Here is a 17,964-nt window from a genome sequence, read left to right on the forward strand (position 1 = left end):
CGGACCGGGTAAGCCCACACCTGCCCGGGCCAGGGAGAGAAAGGCCCCTACCTGTTCTGCCTGTTCTCGATGAGATCGGTGACGACGCCGGGGTCGGCGAGGGTGGAGGTATCGCCGAGGGCGCCGAACTCGTTCTCGGCGATCTTGCGCAGGATGCGGCGCATGATCTTGCCGGAGCGGGTCTTGGGCAGGCCGGGGGCGAACTGGATCAGGTCGGGGCTGGCGATGGGGCCGATCTCGCGCCGGACCCAGGCGACGAGGTCCTTCTTCAGGGCATCGGTCGGGTCTTCGCCGGCATTGAGGGTGACATAGGCATAGATGCCCTGGCCCTTGAGGTCGTGGGGATAGCCGACGACGGCGGCCTCGGCCACCTTGGGGTGGGCGACGAGGGCGCTTTCGACCTCGGCCGTGCCCATGCGGTGGCCGGAGACATTGATCACGTCGTCGACCCGGCCGGTGATCCAGTAATAGCCGTCCTCGTCGCGGCGGCAGCCGTCGCCGGTGAAATACTTGCCCGGGTAGGTGGAGAAATAAGTCTGCACGAAGCGCTCGTGGTCGCCGTAGACGCTGCGCATCTGGCCGGGCCAGCTGTCGGCGATGACGAGATTGCCCTCGGTCGCCCCCTCCAGCACCTTGCCCTCGGCATCGACCACCTGGGGCGCGATGCCGAAGAAGGGCAGGGTGGCGGAACCGGGCTTGAGGGCGATGGCGCCGGGCAGCGGCGTGATCAGGATGCCGCCGGTCTCGGTCTGCCACCAGGTATCGACGATCGGGCAGCGCTCGTCGCCGACGACCTTGTGATACCAGGCCCAGGCTTCCGGGTTGATCGGCTCGCCGACGGAGCCGAGCAGGCGGAGCGAGGCGCGGGAGGTGGTCTTGACCAGGGCCTCGCCCTCGCGCATCAGGCTGCGGATGGCGGTGGGGGCGGTGTAGAAGATGGTGACGCCGTATTTGTCGATCACCTGCCAGAAGCGCGAGGCGTCCGGGTAGGTGGGCACGCCCTCGAACATGAGGGTGGTGGCGCCGTTGGCGAGCGGGCCATAGACGATATAGGAATGGCCGGTGACCCAGCCGACGTCGGCGGTGCACCAGTAGATGTCGTCGTCGCGGACGTCGAAGACATATTCATGGGTCATGGCGGCATAGACGAGATAGCCGCCGGTGGTATGCAGCACGCCCTTGGGCTTGCCGGTGGAACCCGAGGTATAGAGGATGAAGAGGGGATCCTCGGCATTCTGGGGCGCGGGCTCGTTGACCGGATCGGCCTTGGCGATCAGATCGTGATACCAATGGTCGCGGCCCTCTTGGAAGCCGATCTTGCCGCCGGTGCGGCGGACGACGACGACGGTCTCGACCCCCGGGGCCTGGTCCAGGGCCTTGTCGGTATTGGCCTTGAGGGGGACGGTCTTGCCGGCGCGCAGGCCCTCGTCGGCGGTGATGACGATCTTCGAGCCGCAGTCGACGATGCGGCCGGCGAGGCTGTCGGGGGAGAAGCCGCCGAAGACGATGGAATGGATGGCGCCGATCCGGGCGCAGGCCAGCATGGCGACGGCGGCTTCCGGGATCATGGGCAGGTAGATGGTGACGCGGTCGCCCTTCTGGACGCCGAGGGCGAGCAGGGCATTGGCGAAGCGCGAGACTTCGGCATGAAGCTGGCGATAGGTGATGGCGCGGCTGTCAGCGGGATTGTCGCCTTCCCAGAGGATGGCGACCTTGTCGCCGCGGGGACCGAGATGGCGGTCGAGGCAGTTGGCGGCGACGTTGAGGGTGCCGTCGTGGAACCAGCGGATGTGCACGTCGCCCGAAGCCGCGCCGGGGCCGCCGAAGGAGACGTCCTTCACGGCGTCCGGCGAATAGGGCGTGATCCAGTCGAGGCGCCTGCCGGCCTCGGCCCAGAAGCCCGCGGGGTCTTCGAGCGAGCGGCGATAGGCCGCTTCGTAACCCGAGGCGTCAATCCTGGCCCCCGCCGCGAAACCCGCCGGCACCGGGTAGATGTCCTGGCTCATGCTGATCTCCTGCACCGGGCCACGGGACGTCGGTTCGCGAGGGCTGCGGAGCGCTGTAACGAAAGGGATATCGGAAAGCGAAAGGGGGCGGCAGGTGCCGCCCCCCGGGCCGTCGATGATCAGTCGATGATCGAGTTGTTCTTCGTTTCGCGGACGAAGAGCAGGCCGATGACGAAGGTGCCGGTGGCGATGATGATCGGGTACCACAGGCCGTCGTAGATGTTGCCGGTGGCCGCCACGATGGCGAAGGCGGTGGTCGGCAGGAAGCCGCCGAACCAGCCGTTGCCGATGTGATAGGGCAGCGACATCGAGGTATAGCGGATGCGGGTCGGGAAGAGTTCGACCAGCATGGCCGCGATCGGGCCGTAGACCATGGTGACGAAGATCACCAGGACGAACAGCATGACCAGCACCATGACGTGGTTGATCCGCGCCGGGTCCGCCTTCGCCGGGTAGGCGGCGTCGTTCAGGGCCTTGGTCAGGGCGGCGTCGAAGGCCACGCCCTGTTCCTTGGCGTCGGCCGCGAGGCCGTCGTAGGAGGCGATGACGACTTCGCCGACCTTGATCTGGGCGATGGTGCCGGCCGGGGCCGCCTCGTTGCTGTAGGGCGTGCCGCGCTTCACCAGGGCGGTCTTGGCCACGTCGCAGGACGAGGTGAACTTCGAGGTGCCGACCGGGTTGAACTGGAAGGTGCACTGGGTCGGATCGGCGACCACGACCACCGGCGCCGTGGCGACGGCGGATTCGAGGGCCGGGTTGGCGTAGTGGGTGATGGCCTTGAAGATCGGGAAGTAGGTCACCGCCGCGATCAGGCAGCCCGCCAGGATGATCGGCTTGCGGCCGATCTTGTCGGAGAGCCAGCCGAAGAAGACGAAGAAGGGCGTGCCGATGAGCAGCGAACCGGCGATCAGCAGGTTGGCGGTCTGGGCGTCCACCTTCAGGGTCTGGGTCAGGAAGAACAGGGCGTAGAACTGGCCGGTGTACCAGACCACGGCCTGGCCGGCGGTGAGGCCGAACAGGGCGATGAGCACGATCTTCAGGTTCTTCCACTGGCCGAAGCTCTCGGTCAGCGGGGCCTTCGAGCGGGTGCCCTCTTCCTTCATCTTCTGGAACAGCGGCGACTCGTTCAGCTGCATGCGGATCCAGACGGAAATCCCGAGCAGGATGATCGAGACCAGGAAGGGAATGCGCCAGCCCCAGGATTCGAAATCCTCGACCGACATCGACAGGCGCACGCCCAGGATGATGAGCAGCGACAGGAACAGGCCGATGGTCGCCGTGGTCTGGATCCACGACGTATAGAGGCCGCGCTTGTCGTTCGGCGCGTGCTCGGCGACATAGGTCGCGGCGCCGCCGTATTCGCCGCCGAGGGCAAGGCCCTGGAGCAGGCGCAGCACGATCAGGATGATCGGGGCCGCGATGCCGATCGAGGCATAGGACGGCAGGATGCCCACGATGAAGGTCGAGGCGCCCATCATCAGGATGGTGATGAGGAAGGTATACTTCCGGCCGACCAGGTCGCCCAGGCGGCCGAACACGAGGGCGCCGAAGGGGCGCACCGCGAAGCCGGCGGCGAAGGCCATCAGGGCGAAGATGAAGGCAGCCGTCGGGTTGACGCCCGAGAAGAACTGCTTGGAAATCACGGCCGCGAGCGAGCCGTAAAGATAAAAGTCATACCATTCGAAAACGGTGCCGAGCGACGAGGCGAAAACCACCTTGCGCCGTTCGGCCCCCTCGACGCGCGCAGAAGCGCCGCCCCCGGTAACGCTGACCATTGTTGACCTCCCTGGGCGGTTGTCCGCCGAATTCCCCCGTTGCGGCCCGGTCGTTGCCGTGGCCCTTTCGGTGCCTACAGTGGAGGCTCTGGACTTCGCTTTTTTAAGCCCGACGTTGGTCGAAAGGCCGGGGCTTCGGCCTTTGACTTTGGTATTAGGTGCGTTGCGCAAGAATTCGCTGCAATGCGACGAGATCTGGCCGGTCCCACGCCAAGGCGATGGACAATTCCGCTGTTTGGCGCCTAGATGACAAAGTCTTCGGGAGGAAATGCGACCATGGTGCAGGACTGGGCCATCCTGCTGATGTCCCTCATCTATATCGGCAGCCTGTTCGCCATCGCCTATCTCGGCGACTGGCGGCCGCGCCGCGCGGCGTCGTCGCAGAACCTGATCTATGCCCTGTCGCTGGCGATCTATTGCACCTCCTGGACCTTTTACGGCAGCGTCGGGCGGGCGGTGGCGGCGGGCTGGGACTTTTTCCTGATCTTCGTCGGCCCCATCCTGGTCATGATCTTCGGGCAACGCCTGCTGTCGCGCATGATCCTGATCGCGCGCAACCAGAACATCACTTCGATCGCGGATTTCATCGGCTCGCGCTACGGCAAGAGCCGGGCCGTCTCCGCCATCGTCGCCGGCCTCGCCATCGTCGGCGTGCTGCCCTATATCGCCTTGCAGCTGAAGGCGGTCTCGGACAGTTTCGACGCGGTCACCGGCCTCGGCCCCTCGGCGACCGGCGGCGGCTTCGATGCCTGGCGCGACACCGCGCTGATCGTCGCCGTGATGATGGCGGCCTTCACCATGCTGTTCGGCATCCGCCGCGCCCAGGCGACGGAACAGCACCGCGGCATGATGCTGGCGATCGCCTTCGAATCGCTGGTCAAGCTGGCGGCCTTCATCGCCGTCGGCCTCTATGTCACCTATGAGGTCTTCGGCGGCGTCGGCGGCCTCGTCCAGCGCATCGCGGCCGATCCCGGGCTGGAGAGGTTCCGGGCGCCGGAAGTGACGTTCAACTGGCTGACCATGGTCGTGCTGTCCAGCCTCGGTTTCCTGTGCCTGCCGCGCCAGTTCCACGTCGCCGTGATCGAGCACGGCCCGGGCAACCACCTGCCCATGGCGCGCTGGCTGTTTCCGCTCTATCTCGTGCTGATCAATCTCTTCGTCGTGCCCATCGCCATCGCCGGCATGGATGCGGCCCTGCAGGGCAACAGCCCGGACATGCTGGTCCTGGTCGTGCCGATGATGAACGACCAGAGCCTGCTTTCCACCTTCGTCTTCATCGGCGGCCTGTCGGCGGCGACCAGCATGGTCATCGTCGCCTGCCTCGCCCTCTCCATCATGGCCTCGAACGAGATCGCCATGCCCTTCCTGCTGCGCTGGCGCCGGCTCGACCGGCTCGACAGCGGCCGGGTGGTGGTGGTAACGCGGCGGGTGGCGGTGGTCGTCATCCTGACGCTCGGCTATCTCTACGAGCGGGCCCTGGTCAGCCAGCTGCCCCTGGTCTCGATCGGGCTGATCTCCTTTGCCGCCGTCGCCCAGTTCGCGCCGGCGCTGCTGTTCGGCCTCTACTGGCGCGGCGCCCATCGGAACGGGGCGGTCGCCGGCCTGGCCGGGGGCGGCGCGGTCTGGCTCTACGGTCTGTTCCTGCCCTCGATGCTGGGGGGCGGCGCGGCCACCGCCACGCCCTTCGCCTTTCTGCTGCCGGACTGGCTGGCCGCGCTCGATCCCCTGACCCAGGGCGTCTTCGTCAGCCTCGGGGTCAACACGCTGCTGCTGGTCGGCATCTCGCTCGCCTCGATGCCGCAGAAGCGCGACCGCGACCAGGCCGATGCCTATGTCGCGCCCCAGGTCGATCTCGATGCGGAAACCGTGCAGCGCGCCGGCGCCGCCATGTCGATCGACGAGCTGAAGGGCCTGTCCGCCCGCTTCATCGGGACCGAGCAGGCGGAACAGGCCTATGCCGGGATCGAGCGCACGGGGGTCAATGTCGCCGCCTTCACCGAACGCCTGCTGTCGGGCGTCATCGGTGCCGCCTCGGCCCGCGTGGTGCTGGCCTCGGCGCGCCAGGGCTCGCGCCTGTCGGGGCGGGCGATGCGCGCCGTGCTGGGCGAGGCGTCCGAGGCGATCCGCCAGAATTTCACCCTGCTGCGCACCACCCTCGACCATGTCAGCCAGGGCATCGCCGTGTTCGACCGCGAGCGCCGGCTGGTCACCTGGAACGACCGTTTCTTCGACATGCTGTGGCTGCCGCGCGATCAGGCCCGGGTCGGCACCTCGAACGGCGAACTCGGCGTGGTCGGGCGCCTGCGCTCGCTCGGCTCCGCCCTCTCCATGCCGGTCGGGGGCATGGCGACGGTGCGCCAGGTCGAACGGCCCGACGGGGCGCGCATGGAACTGCGCTTCGACCCCATGCCCGGGGGCGGCTTCTCGATCATGGTCACCGATGTCACCGAGCGTTACATCGCCGAAGCCGCCCTGAAGACGGCGAACGAAAGCCTGGAACGGCGGGTGACGGAACGGACCGCCGATCTCACCCGCGTGATCTCGGAACTGCACCAGGCCCGCACCGCGGCGGAGGAGGCGAACCTGGGCAAGACCCGCTTCCTGGCCGCGGCCAGCCACGACCTGCTGCAGCCGCTGCACGCCGCGCGTCTCTTTGCGACCGCGCTCGCCGACCGCCACCCGGACGAACCCCTGGTCGCCAAGGTCGACCAGGGGCTGGGCGCGGTCGAAGGGCTGCTCGATGCATTGCTCGACATTTCGCGCCTGGACCAGGGGGTGATGACGCCGGACTGGAAGCCGGTCGCCCTCGGCCCGCTGATGGAGGCCATCGCCTCCACCCTGGCGCCCCTGGCGGCCAAGCGCGGGGTCGAGATCATGGTCATGCCGTCGAGCCTGGCCGTCCGTTCCGATCCCCAGCTGCTGCGCCGGGTGATCCAGAACTATCTCTCGAACGCCATCCGTTACAGCGATCCCGCGCGCCCGCGCTGCCGGGTGCTGATCGGGGCCCGCCGGCAGGGCGCTCACGCCGTCATCGAAGTCTGGGACAGCGGCCCGGGCATCGAGCCGGAGGATCAGGCGACGATCTTCGGCGAATTCGTCCGCCTGGGGCCCAAGGTGGAGGAGCAGGGGGCCAAGGGCCTCGGTCTCGGCCTTGCCATCGTCGAGCGGATCTGCCGCATCCTGGATCACCCGATCGGGCTGCGCTCCCAGCCCGGGCGCGGCTCGGTCTTCACGGTCGCGGCGCCCCTGACCGAGGCGCCGGCGCCGCGCCGCATCGAACGCACCAGCCTGCCGCCGGTCGAGGCGGGCGAGACGCGGCTGCTGGTTCTCGCCATCGACGACGAGGCGGCGATCCGCGAAGCGATCTCCGCCCTGCTCAAGGGCTGGGCCTGCGACGTGCTGACCGCCGGCTCGCTGGAGGCGGCGCGAGAGGTGATGCGCGGCGCCGGGCGCCTGCCCGACGTGATCCTGGTCGATTATCACCTGGGCGGCGGGATGAACGGCCTGTCCGTGATCACGGCGCTGCGCCAGCAGGCCGGGCGCCTGCTGGCCGCCGCCCTGATCACTGCGGACCGCGAGCCGCGCCTGCGCCAGGAGGCGAAGCGCCACCAGGTGGAGATGCTGCCGAAGCCGGTGAAACCGGCAGCATTACGCGCCTATCTCGATCACCTGCGCAAGAGCCTGGGGCTCGCCGCGGCCGGGTGAGGGGGCGGGGGTCACCCCGCCGTCTTGAAATCCAGCAGGCGGGCGGCGATCACCGCCTGGGTGCGGCTGTGCACGCCGAGCTTCTTCAGGATGGCGGTGACATGGGCCTTCACCGTCGCCTCGCCGACGCCGAGCTCATAGGCGATCTGCTTGTTGAGAAGGCCCTGGGACATCATGGACAGGACCTTGAGCTGCTGCGGCGTCAGTTCGCCCAGGCGGCGGGCGATATCCTGCCGGCTGGCGCCGCCGGCACTGTCCCCGGTGCCGGCGGGCAGCCAGACCTGGCCTTCGAGGATCTGCCCGATCGCTTCCGCGATCGTGTCGAGGGGGGCGGATTTGGGGATGAAGCCGGCGGCGCCGAATTCGATCGCCCGGCGCATCACGGTTTCGTCATTGGTCGCTGATACCATCGCGACCGGTACGAGGGGATAGGCCGCGCGCATCGAGGCAAGGCCGGTGAAACCGTCCATGCCCGGCATGTTGAGATCGAGAATGACAAGGTCGACGGTGCCGAGGCGGTCGACCGCCTGGCGTGCCTCGTCGAGACTTGACGCATCGACCACCTGAACGTCGCTCAGGCTCTGGTTCAGCGCGTGGCGCATGGCGTCGCGGACCAGGGGATGATCGTCGGCGATGACGACCGTCCAGCCGCTGTCGGGGCCTTCCATGGTGCTAATCTTTCGTTTCCTCCCAGTGAGACCGGCGGGGGCGGTCGCTGGATCGTCTATCTGTCGCCGAGGCGGGGTGCGGATTCGAAGCCCAAAACACATGAATTAGACTTAAGTAGGGGCTGGCCTTCAAGGGCCATGCGGCTAAACGATTTGAACGGCACGGAAGATGCCATGTTTCACGAGGAAAACCGACATGGGGGGGAGTGCGCCGGGCACTGGCGCCGCCTCCGTGTCCCAAGGACGGGGGGGCGCATTGAGCGATCTTGTTCTCGAGACCGCAGGCTTGACCAAGGAATTCCGCGGCTTCATCGCCGTCAAGGACGTCAACCTGAAGGTTCGGCGCGGCAGCATTCATGCGCTGATCGGTCCGAACGGCGCGGGCAAGACCACCGTCTTCAACCTGCTGACCAAATTCCTGCAGCCGAGCGGCGGCACGGTGAAGTTCAACGAGCGCGACATCACGCGCGCCAAGCCGGCCGATATCGCCCGCATGGGCGTCGTCCGCTCGTTCCAGATTTCCGCCGTCTTCCCGCATCTGACGGTGCTCGAAAACGTCCGCGTGGCGTTGCAGGCGCGGAGCCCGAAGGTCTTCCACTTCTGGCGCTCGGTCCGCGAACTCGACCATCTGGACGGCAGGGCGAAGGAACTGGTGGAGGACGTGGGCCTCGGCCCCTTCCTGCACACGCCGGCGGTGGAGCTTTCCTACGGCCGCAAGCGCGCCCTGGAGATCGCGACCACGCTCGCCCTCGATCCCGAACTGATGCTGCTGGACGAACCGACCCAGGGCATGGGCCATGAGGACGTGGGGCGTATCATCGAATTGATTCGCCGCATCCGCACCGGCCGCACCATCCTGATGGTGGAGCACAACATGTCGGTCGTCTCCGGCCTCTCGGACACGATCACCGTGCTTCAGCGCGGCCAGATCCTGGCCGAAGGTCCCTATGAGACCGTCTCGAAGAATCCCGCCGTCATCGAAGCCTACATGGGGACCGGTCATGGCTGATGCCGCCCGCACCATTCAACCCGCCGCCGCCGGGGCGCCGCGCCTGAAGATCTCGGGCCTCAACGCCTATTACGGCGAAAGCCACGTCCTGCACGGCGTCGACATCGAGGTGAAGCGGGGCGAGGTCGTCGCCCTGCTCGGCCGCAACGGTGCCGGCAAGACCTCCACGCTCCGCTCGATCATGGGGCTGGTCGGGCGCCGCACCGGCTCGATCGTTTTCGACGGGGCGGAGATCGTCAACCAGGCGCCGCACCGGATCGCCCGCCTCGGCGTCGGCTATGTGCCCGAGGAACGGGGCATCTTCGCCAGCCTGAACGTGCAGGAAAACCTGCTGCTGCCGCCGGTGATCAAGCCGGGCGGCATGTCGGTGCAGGATATTTTCACCCTGTTCCCGAACCTGAAGGAGCGGCTCTACAGCCCCGGCACCAAGCTGTCGGGCGGCGAGCAGCAGATGCTGGCGATCGCCCGCATCCTGCGCACCGGTTCGGACTTCATTCTGCTGGACGAGCCGACGGAAGGCCTGGCCCCCGTCATCGTGCAGCAGATCGGCGAAGCCGTGCGCCGGCTGAAGGCGGGGGGGCTGACCATGATCCTGGTCGAACAGTCCATCCACTTCGTGTCGACGATCGCCGACCGCTTCTACGTCATGGAAGACGGCCATGTGGTGGACAGCCTGACGGCGGCGGAACTCGCCGCCGACAAGGACCGTCTCGTCACCTATCTCGGCGTGTGACAAGGGCTCCAATACCAATACCAATACCAATACCGCTAACACTGGTCAGTGACTGATCATTCTGGGGAGGAATGACTGATGTTCAAGAAGGCGCTTCTTGCGGGCGTGGCCCTTTCGGCCCTCGCGACCTCGGCCATGGCGGCCGGCCTGTCGGGCGACAAGGTCGTCGTCGGCGTGCTCACCGACCTGTCGAGCATCTATGCCGACGTCGCGGGCAAGGGTTCGATCGCCGCCGCTGAAATGGCCGTCGCCGACTACGGCGGCAAGGTCCTCGGCAAGCCGATCGAGATCCTGACCGCCGACCACCAGAACAAGGCGGACATCGGCGCCAACATCGCCCGCGAATGGATCGATTCGAAGGGCGCGGACGTCCTCGTCGACCTCGTCACCTCCAGCGTCGGCCTGGCCGTGCAGGGCATCGGCGGCGAGAAGGGCGTGGTCACCATCAATTCCGGTGCCGCCACCGTCCGTCTCAGCCAGAAGGAATGCACCGCGACCTCGTTCCACTGGATGTACGACACCTATTCGCTCGCCCATGTGACCACCCCGACCGTGGTCGCCGAAGGCGGCGACAGCTGGTTCATCCTGACCGCCGACTATGCCTTCGGCCACAGCCTCGAGGCGGATGCCTCCGCCGTGCTCAAGGACCTGGGGGCCAAGCTGGTCGGCACCGTCCGCCACCCGTTCCCCTCGGCCGACCTGTCGTCCTTCCTGCTCCAGGCCCAGGCTTCGGGCGCGAAGGTCGTGGCGCTGGCCAATGCCGGCCAGGACACCATCAACTCGGTGAAGCAGGGCTCGGAATTCGGCATCGTCGCCGGCGGCCAGAAGCTGGTCGCGCTGCTCGCCTTCCTGTCCGACATCCATTCGATCGGGCTCGAACTCGGCCAGGGCCTGCTGGTCACCGAAGGCTTCTACTGGGATCTTGACGAAGAGACCCGCGCCTTCTCCAAGCGCTTCCAGGAGAAGTTCGGCAAGCCGCCGACCATGGTCCAGGCCGGCGTCTATTCCTCGACCCTGCACTACCTGAAGGCCGTCGAGGCCGCGGGCACCGACGAGGGCAAGGTCGTCGCCGCCAAGATGAAAGAGCTGCCGATCAAGGATCCGGTGCTGCGCAACGCCACCATCGGCGCCAACGGCCGCGTCCTTCACGACATGTATCTGTTCCAGGTGAAGACGCCGGCCGAATCGACGGGCGAATGGGACGTCTACAAGCCGGTGAAGACGGTCCCGGGCGCCCAGGCGTTCCAGGATCCGAAGCAGTCCGGCTGCGCCCTGGCCCAGTAAACCGCACGACCGGGTGACCTGACGACGACGGGACCTTCGCATGTTTGAACTCATCGGCATTCCCCCACAGGCCCTGTTCGGGCAATTGTTGCTGGGGCTCATCAACGGCTCGTTCTATGCCCTGCTGAGTCTCGGGCTTGCCGTGATCTTCGGCATGTTGAACGTGATCAACTTCGCCCATGGCGCGCTCTACATGCTGGGCGCGTTCGTGGCGTGGTTCCTGCTCCAATACCTGGGGCTCGGCTACTTCTGGGCGCTGATCCTCAGTCCCGTCATCGTCGGGGGCGTCGGCATCGTCATCGAAAAGACGATGCTGTCCCGGCTCTACAAGCTGGACCACCTCTATGGCCTGCTGCTGACCTTCGGCATCGCCCTGATCCTCGAAGGTGGCTTCAAGCATGAGTTCGGGGTCTCGGGCCAGTCCTATCCGGTGCCGTCGACCTTTGCCGGCGGCACCAACCTCGGCTTCATGTTCCTGCCCTATTACCGCGGCTGGGTCGTGCTGCTGTCGATCGTCGTCTGCCTCGCCACCTGGTATGCGATCGAGAAGACGCGGCTCGGCTCCTATCTCCGCGCGGCGACGGAAAATCCCCGCCTGGTGCAATCCTTCGGCATCAACGTGCCGGTCATGATCACCATGACCTACGGCGTCGGCGTGGCCCTTGCCGGGCTGGCCGGGGTGATGGCGGCGCCGATCTATTCGGTCAATCCCCTGATGGGCTCCAACCTCATCATCGTCGTCTTCGCGGTGGTGGTGATCGGCGGCATGGGCTCGATCTTCGGCGCGGTGGTCTCGGGCTACATGCTCGGCATCCTCGAGGGGCTGACCAAGGTCTTCTTCCCCGAAGCGTCGAACATCGTCGTCTTCGTCATCATGGTGGTGGTGCTGCTCGCGCGCCCTGCCGGTCTGTTCGGGCGGGAGCGCTGATCATGTCCGTGAAATATTCGACCACGCCCAGCGGCACCGTCACCGGACGCCTGGCCGGCAAGGCCAGCCTGATCATCGGCACGATCCTGATCGCCGGCCTGCTCGTCGCACCCTATGTCTTCTATCCGGCGTTCCTGATGAAGGCGCTGTGCTTCGCGCTCTTCGCCTGCGCCTTCAACCTGATGCTCGGCTTCGTCGGCCTGCTCTCGTTCGGCCATGCCGCCTTCTTCGGCGCCGCGGCCTATGCGACCGGCTTCGCGGCCAAGGAATGGGGCTTCACGCCCGAACTGGCGATCCTGTTCGGCGGCCTCGTCGGCGGGGCTTTCGGCCTCCTGTTCGGCTGGATCGCGATCCGCCGCCAGGGCATCTATTTCGCCATGATCACGCTTGCCCTGTCGCAGATGGTGTTCTTCTTCGCCTTGCAGGCGACGGCGGTCACCGGCGGCGAGGACGGGCTCCAGGGCGTGCCGCGCGGCGCCGTCTTCGGGCTGATCAGCCTCGAAGGCTCGCTGCCCATGTATTACTTCGTGGTCGCGGTCTTCCTGCTCTGCTTCTTCCTGATCTGGCGGATCGTGAATTCGCCCTTCGGCGCGGTGCTGAAGTCGATCCGCGAGAACGAGCCGCGCGCCATCTCGCTCGGCTACCGGGTCGACCGCTTCAAGCTGATCGCCTTCGGCCTGTCGGCGGCGCTGACCGGCGTTGCCGGCGGCACCAAGACCATCGCCCTGCAACTGGCGTCCCTGACCGACATTCAGTGGCAGATGTCGGGCGAGGTGATCCTGATGACCCTGCTCGGCGGTGTCGGCACCCTGGTCGGCCCGGCGGTTGGCGCCGGTCTCGTGATCTCGCTGCAGAACTTCCTGGCGACCTCGGGCCTGCCGGTCACGACGGTGGTCGGCGTGATCTTCGTCGTCTGCGTGCTCGCCTTCCGGCGCGGCATCGTCGGCGAGTTCAACGCCTTCCTCGGCCGTCGCCGCCACTGAGGATCCGCGTATCGAGTGGGAAACGGCCGCCTTCGGGCGGCCGTTTTCATGTCCGGCGGTTGTCGGCCGGGGGCAGTGGGGGCATGATCCCCGCCGCTTGAATCGGGAACCCCCAGCCCATGAACGACTCCCGCGTCTGGCAGCGCTTCCTTTCCGGGCGGCGGCTGGACCTTGCCAATCCTTCCCCCTTCGATTTCGAGGACACGGATATCGCCCTCGGCCTGTCGCGCGTCGCGCGCTGGAACGGGGCGACCAGGGGCGATTATGCCTATTCCGTCGCCCAGCATTCGCTGGACGTGCTGGCCGAGGTGCGCCGCACCACGCCGCCCGCGCGTCTCTCGGTCCGGCTGGAACTCGCCACCCTGCTGCATGACGCCTGCGAGGGCCTGCTCGGGATGGATGTGATCACGCCGCTGAAGCCCTTCCTCGGCGCCCGCTGGCGGCAATTGGAGGACGGGGTGCAACGGGCCGTGCACCAGCGCTATGGTCTGCCGTTTCCGCTGCCGGCGGCGATGACCCGGCGGATCAAGAAGGCGGACCGCGGCCTTGCCGCCACCGAGGCGGTGCAACTGGTCGGCCTCACCCCGGCGGAGGCGGCGGACCCCGCCACTTTCGGCATGCCGGAACCGCCCCTCGAGCGCAGCCTCACCCCCTGGCCGGCCAAGCGGGCGGAGGAGGAGTTTCTCGCCGAACTGCGCCGGCTGGCCGCCTTCGTGCGCTGAGCCCCCTCAGCCGCGCCGCCGCAGCAGATACATGGGCATGCGGCCGAACTGCTTGGCGGTCGGGATGTCGCCGACATATTCGGCGCTGAAATCCCGCGAGGTCAGGGCCAGTTCGGCGGCGAAGGCTTCGGAGACGAAGACTTTGCCGGTGAAGGCGATGGGTTCGATCCGGGCGCAGCGCGTGACCTGGGCGCCGAAGAACGTCTCTTCCTCGAGCACATTGTCCCAGCTCGAATAGATCGGGCCGACATGGCCGCCGACGCGCAGCGCCAAGCCTTCCGGCAGGCCGAGGCCGGCAAGGTCGATCCTGCCCATTTCCTCCTGCAGGTCGAGGGCGAGGGCCGCCGCCGCCGGGGCATCGCGCATGATGGTGTGGATGGCGTCGCCCCAGGTGTTCTTGTAGAGGATCGCGTTGCTGTGGCGCTTGGTCGCCCGCGCCAGGCTGCCCATCACTTCCCGGAAGAACACGGGGATGGTGACGTCGTTCAGCTTGGAGAAACCCTTGACATCGCAGAACAGCAGGGCGCGCAGCACCCGGCTGGGCTTGTCGCCGGCAGCGGGGACGATGGCCGGCGCCTGGACCGCCGGGGCGGCCTGGAGGCCGGGCGCGACCGGCGCCGCCACCGGGGCTGCGTCGGGCCAGATCACGTCGCAGGGGCGTTGCAGCGTGTCGCGCCAGAAGGCGATGTCGGCGGCGGTGCCGGCGGGGCCGGGGCTGGGCACGCCGTCCCAGACCGCGAGCTGGACCGCCGGGCCGCCCAGCATGTCGGCCCGGATCACGGCAAGCCCCATGGCATAGCGCGCGGCATAGCCGAAGATCTCGTCGTCGCCGAGAAAGGGATCGAAGGTGGCGAGCGAGACGCGCATGCGCGGGTGATGGATCAGGCGCTCGAAACGCTCCACCCAGCCGGGGCCGGAATCGGCGACGGAGATGCGGACGAAATCCTCCTGCACGAAGGGCAGCACGACATGGACTTCGCCGCCCGCCTCGACGATCGCCTCGGCGAAAAGGATATCGGCGCCCGACGCCAGCGAGCCATAGCCGAAGCGGATGCCGTGCCGCGCCACCGCCGCGCGGATGCCGTCCGCCACCGCCGGTTCCAGGGCGGCGGGGAAGCGGCCGGGCCTCCCCCAGGGGGTCAGGCGGTGGCCGGTGAAATGGGCGACCGTCGGCGGTGTCATCGGGGCGAGAATGGCGCTGTCCAGATTCTTTTCCGCGACAACCAAGCGCAATTGCCGGCGCGTCGATGCGACGGCGGTGACATCGAGGTCGGGCAGGGCCATGGCCTCGCCGATCGCCTGCGCCGCCGTCTCGAGATCGCCGAGAATCAGGGCCGCCTCGGCCGTGGTCGCCAGTTCCCAGAAATTCATCGGCCGCCCGGTGCCCTCGTCGGCCGCGCGCAGGTGCTGGTTGGCGAGATCGGCGAAGCCCCGGGCATTGTCCTCCTCCCCCGCCAGGAGATAGAGGGTGGCGGCATTGATCGCCGGGTAATAGTCCGGGTAGCGGAGATAGGCATCGCGATAGGCAATGGCCGCATCATGCAGCTTGGCCCGCCGCGCCGCACCCGACAGGGCCAGGGCCTCGTCCTTCTCGATCCGGCCGAGCAGGGTGGCATAGTCGACGCCGTGGTCCGGCGACAGGCCGTATTCATTGTAGCGCCGGTGCGCCAGTTCGCTGGCACCGGCCCGGACCAGGCACAGCACCGCCTCGAAGGCGAGGCGGGTGTCCATGCCCCGGTTCTCGATCGCGATGCGGGCGAGATCGAAGGCTTCGAACAATTCGCCGCGCTTTCGCGCCGCGACCACCTTGCGCAGGACGTCGTCGACCGTCTCGTCCATGATCACGGGCTCAGGCAAGATCGACCAGGGCCCGAAGCTGGTCCGGGCTGTGCAGGGTGATCATGCCTCGTTCGATGCTGATCAGGCCGTTGTCGCGCCAAAGCGCGAACTGCTTGTTCACCGCCTCGCGCGAGGTGCCGACCAGGGCGCCCAATTCCCGCTGCGACAGTTTCATCCGCAGGCGCACCACATTGTTGCGGCCGGCCAGCTCGTCGTTGGCGAGGTTGAGCAGCCATTTGGCAAGGCGCGCCTCGAGGCCCAGAAATGCCCGGTCCTCGATCACGCTGCTGGTCCAGCGCACCCGGGCGCAGAGGATTTCGAGCAGGCTGAAGCAAAGGTCCGGGCTTTGCCGCAGATAGGGCACGAAATGCCGGCGCGGCATGTGGAACAGGGTGGTGGTGCCGATGGCGGCGGCATCGGCCGAGCGCGACTTGCCGTCGATCAGGGCGATCTCGCCGAACAATTCGCCGGTGTCGAGAATGTTCAGGGTGATCTCGCGGCCTTCGGCATCGCCCGAGAAGATGCGCACCTGGCCCTCGAGAATGCCGTAGAGGCCGTCGCCGTCGTCCCCCTTGGCGAAGATCACTTCGTCGTCGGCATAGCGCCGCGTGGTCGAAAATCCGATCAGGTCGTCCAGCACTTTTTCCGGTACATCACGCAACAGGAAATGCCGCGTGAGCAGGGCGCGTCGCTTCGCGCGGTCGTCGTCGTTCATTGCCCCCTATGTCCCTGGCAGTATCAGCCCCGGCTTGGCGACCGGCCTTTCGCCCGGCATATTGAGGCCTGTCGCGCCCACGGCCAAGCCGTAATGCGCGTTGGGGGAAAAGAGGTTTCCATGTCTGCCGTATCCGACGATCCCGAGATCGCCACGCTTCGCACCAATGTCGACCAGGCGCTGGCCGCCCTTGCCGCGGGGCCCGACGACGGTGCCGCCGCCCGCCTGCTCGACCAGACCCGCCGGCTGGTCGATGCCCTGATGGCCCGCCGCCTTGCCGGCGAGGCCCAGGCCCTGCTCGATCAGGTCTGGCGTGCGCCGGGGCTCGAAGGCTTCGGCATCGAAAGCGCCATTCTGGGCTTCCTGTCCGTCCGCGTGCTCCAGGCCTCCGGCGATCATGCGGGGGCGATCGCCCGGGCCGAGGAAACGGCCGTGGTGATCGCGGCGACCAGGGGCGACGGCCGCGGTCTCGGCGCGCCGCTCCAGGCCGATATCGCCCAGGCCCGCGCCGCCTCCTTCGAGACCCTGGGCAAGAACGAGCAGGCCCGCGACGCGCAAGGGGAAGCCGTCGCCCGCCGCGCCGGCCTCGTCGGCCGCACCGACCTGCCGGACCAGCGCCCCGCGCTCGCTTCCGCCCGCAATGCGCTGGGGCGGCTGCACCTCAACCTCGGCGCGCCCGAGGCGGCGATCGAGGAATTGTCCACCTGCATCGACGAATTGCACGCGGTGGCCGAGGCGACGGAGGGCAAGCTGCCGCCCTCCCTGTTCAATATCCATGCCGCCGCCTCGAATCGCCTGGGGCGGGCGCTGATCGCCGCCGGCCGGCCGTTCGAGGCCCATCCCCACCTGATGACCTCGGTCGAATCGATGCGCAGTCTGGTGAACGAGACCCGCAACCTGGGCTTGGTCGAGGATTTCCTGACCGCGCTCGGCGATCTCGAACGGGCGGAGCGGGAAATGGGCAACGACGCGGTCGCGGCCAATCTCGCCGCCGAGGCCAACCGCTGGCGCGAGCATGCCCGCGCCCAGCGGCGCTGAGCGGAAACTCCGAACAGGCCGCTTAATTAACCACATTCCTCCCTTGGCAAACCGCGCTACCATGGCGCCCGGAGGCGGGAGCACCCGCCCCGACCAAGGGAGGATGTAATGAGAGTAGAAGGTGGCTGCTATTGCGGCAGCGTCCGCTATGTCGCCGAGGGCGAACCGCTGATGAAGGCGGAATGCCTGTGCCGGGAATGCCAATATGTGACCGGTGGCGGCCCGAATTTCTTCATGGCCCTGCCGACCGACGGTTTCCGCTATACCAAGGGCACGGCCAAGCATTTCCGCCGTCAGGACCTGGAAAATCCGGTGACCCGGGAATTCTGCCCCGATTGCGGCACCCAGATCGTCACCCGCGCCCCGGGCTTTCCGGCCGTGATCCTGAAGGTGGGCACGCTTGACGATCCGAAGGCTTTCGCCGGCCCGGACATCGCCATCTATACGGTCGACCAGCAGCCCTATCATGTGCTGCCCGAAGGCATGCCGACCTTCGAGCGCCTGCCCGGCTGAGAGGGCCCGGCTGAGGGGCGGCGGATTTCCATCCGCCGCCCCCTTC

Annotated in this window: 14 protein-coding genes; 9 read left to right on the forward strand and 5 right to left on the reverse strand. The window is 67.4% G+C overall.

Going from position 1 to position 17,964, the window contains the following annotated elements:
• Positions 1–47 precede the first annotated feature (47 nt).
• A complete protein-coding gene (gene acs / locus DKG75_RS02700) occupies positions 48–2,006 on the reverse strand; it encodes an acetate--CoA ligase (protein WP_109919531.1) in 1,959 nt (652 codons plus the stop codon).
• 119 nt (positions 2,007–2,125) lie between these two features.
• Positions 2,126–3,781, reverse strand: a complete 1,656-nt coding sequence (locus DKG75_RS02705) for an MFS transporter (RefSeq protein ID WP_109919532.1) — start codon at positions 3,779–3,781, stop codon at positions 2,126–2,128.
• A 276-nt stretch (positions 3,782–4,057) separates the two neighbouring features.
• Here DKG75_RS02705 and DKG75_RS02710 point away from each other — a divergent pair, with 276 nt between their 5' ends.
• Entirely contained in the window at positions 4,058–7,486 is a 3,429-nt protein-coding gene (locus DKG75_RS02710) for a hybrid sensor histidine kinase/response regulator (protein WP_166646314.1), read from the forward strand.
• 11 nt (positions 7,487–7,497) lie between these two features.
• Here DKG75_RS02710 and DKG75_RS02715 read toward each other — a convergent pair whose 3' ends face one another.
• On the reverse strand, positions 7,498–8,154 hold the full coding sequence (locus tag DKG75_RS02715) for a response regulator transcription factor (RefSeq protein WP_109919534.1): 657 nt from the start codon (positions 8,152–8,154) through the stop codon (positions 7,498–7,500).
• A gap of 256 nt (positions 8,155–8,410) precedes the next feature.
• On the opposite strand from DKG75_RS02715, the gene DKG75_RS02720 reads away from it, so the two are divergent.
• The 6 genes from DKG75_RS02720 (at position 8,411) to DKG75_RS02745 (ending at position 13,813) form a co-directional block, all read left to right on the forward strand.
• Positions 8,411–9,163 carry an ABC transporter ATP-binding protein gene (locus DKG75_RS02720; protein WP_243746423.1) on the forward strand — a complete coding sequence of 251 codons (753 nt, stop codon included), beginning with the start codon at positions 8,411–8,413 and terminating at the stop codon, positions 9,161–9,163.
• The gene (locus tag DKG75_RS02725; protein WP_109919536.1) at positions 9,156–9,896 is read left to right on the forward strand and encodes an ABC transporter ATP-binding protein; all 741 of its coding nucleotides are present in this window, start codon (positions 9,156–9,158) and stop codon (positions 9,894–9,896) included. The genes DKG75_RS02720 and DKG75_RS02725 overlap by 8 nt, the downstream gene beginning before the upstream one ends.
• A gap of 78 nt (positions 9,897–9,974) precedes the next feature.
• Positions 9,975–11,180, forward strand: a complete 1,206-nt coding sequence (locus DKG75_RS02730; protein WP_109919537.1) for an ABC transporter substrate-binding protein — start codon at positions 9,975–9,977, stop codon at positions 11,178–11,180.
• A gap of 40 nt (positions 11,181–11,220) precedes the next feature.
• A complete protein-coding gene (locus DKG75_RS02735) occupies positions 11,221–12,108 on the forward strand; it encodes a branched-chain amino acid ABC transporter permease (protein WP_109919538.1) in 888 nt (295 codons plus the stop codon).
• Between the two features lie 2 nt (positions 12,109–12,110).
• Positions 12,111–13,091, forward strand: a complete 981-nt coding sequence (locus DKG75_RS02740; RefSeq protein ID WP_109919539.1) for a branched-chain amino acid ABC transporter permease — start codon at positions 12,111–12,113, stop codon at positions 13,089–13,091.
• A 119-nt stretch (positions 13,092–13,210) separates the two neighbouring features.
• Positions 13,211–13,813 (forward strand): hydrolase, encoded by a 603-nt coding sequence (locus tag DKG75_RS02745; protein WP_109919540.1) that lies wholly within the window; start codon positions 13,211–13,213, stop codon positions 13,811–13,813.
• Positions 13,814–13,819: 6 nt separating this feature from the next.
• On the opposite strand, the gene DKG75_RS02750 is transcribed toward DKG75_RS02745, so the two are convergent.
• Together DKG75_RS02750 and DKG75_RS02755 are read right to left on the reverse strand one after the other, a co-directional pair.
• Positions 13,820–15,652, reverse strand: a complete 1,833-nt coding sequence (locus DKG75_RS02750) for a TRAFs-binding domain-containing protein (RefSeq protein ID WP_109919541.1) — start codon at positions 15,650–15,652, stop codon at positions 13,820–13,822.
• A 10-nt stretch (positions 15,653–15,662) separates the two neighbouring features.
• Entirely contained in the window at positions 15,663–16,367 is a 705-nt protein-coding gene (locus tag DKG75_RS02755) for a Crp/Fnr family transcriptional regulator (RefSeq protein WP_109919542.1), read from the reverse strand.
• A 120-nt stretch (positions 16,368–16,487) separates the two neighbouring features.
• Here DKG75_RS02755 and DKG75_RS02760 point away from each other — a divergent pair, with 120 nt between their 5' ends.
• Both DKG75_RS02760 and DKG75_RS02765 read left to right on the forward strand, forming a co-directional pair.
• Positions 16,488–17,405 (forward strand): tetratricopeptide repeat protein, encoded by a 918-nt coding sequence (locus DKG75_RS02760; protein WP_109919543.1) that lies wholly within the window; start codon positions 16,488–16,490, stop codon positions 17,403–17,405.
• Between the two features lie 108 nt (positions 17,406–17,513).
• Positions 17,514–17,918 carry a GFA family protein gene (locus DKG75_RS02765; protein ID WP_109919544.1) on the forward strand — a complete coding sequence of 135 codons (405 nt, stop codon included), beginning with the start codon at positions 17,514–17,516 and terminating at the stop codon, positions 17,916–17,918.
• Positions 17,919–17,964: the final 46 nt, after the last annotated feature.

It is taken from the genome of Zavarzinia compransoris, assembly GCF_003173055.1.
Lineage (GTDB): Bacteria > Pseudomonadota > Alphaproteobacteria > Zavarziniales > Zavarziniaceae > Zavarzinia > Zavarzinia compransoris.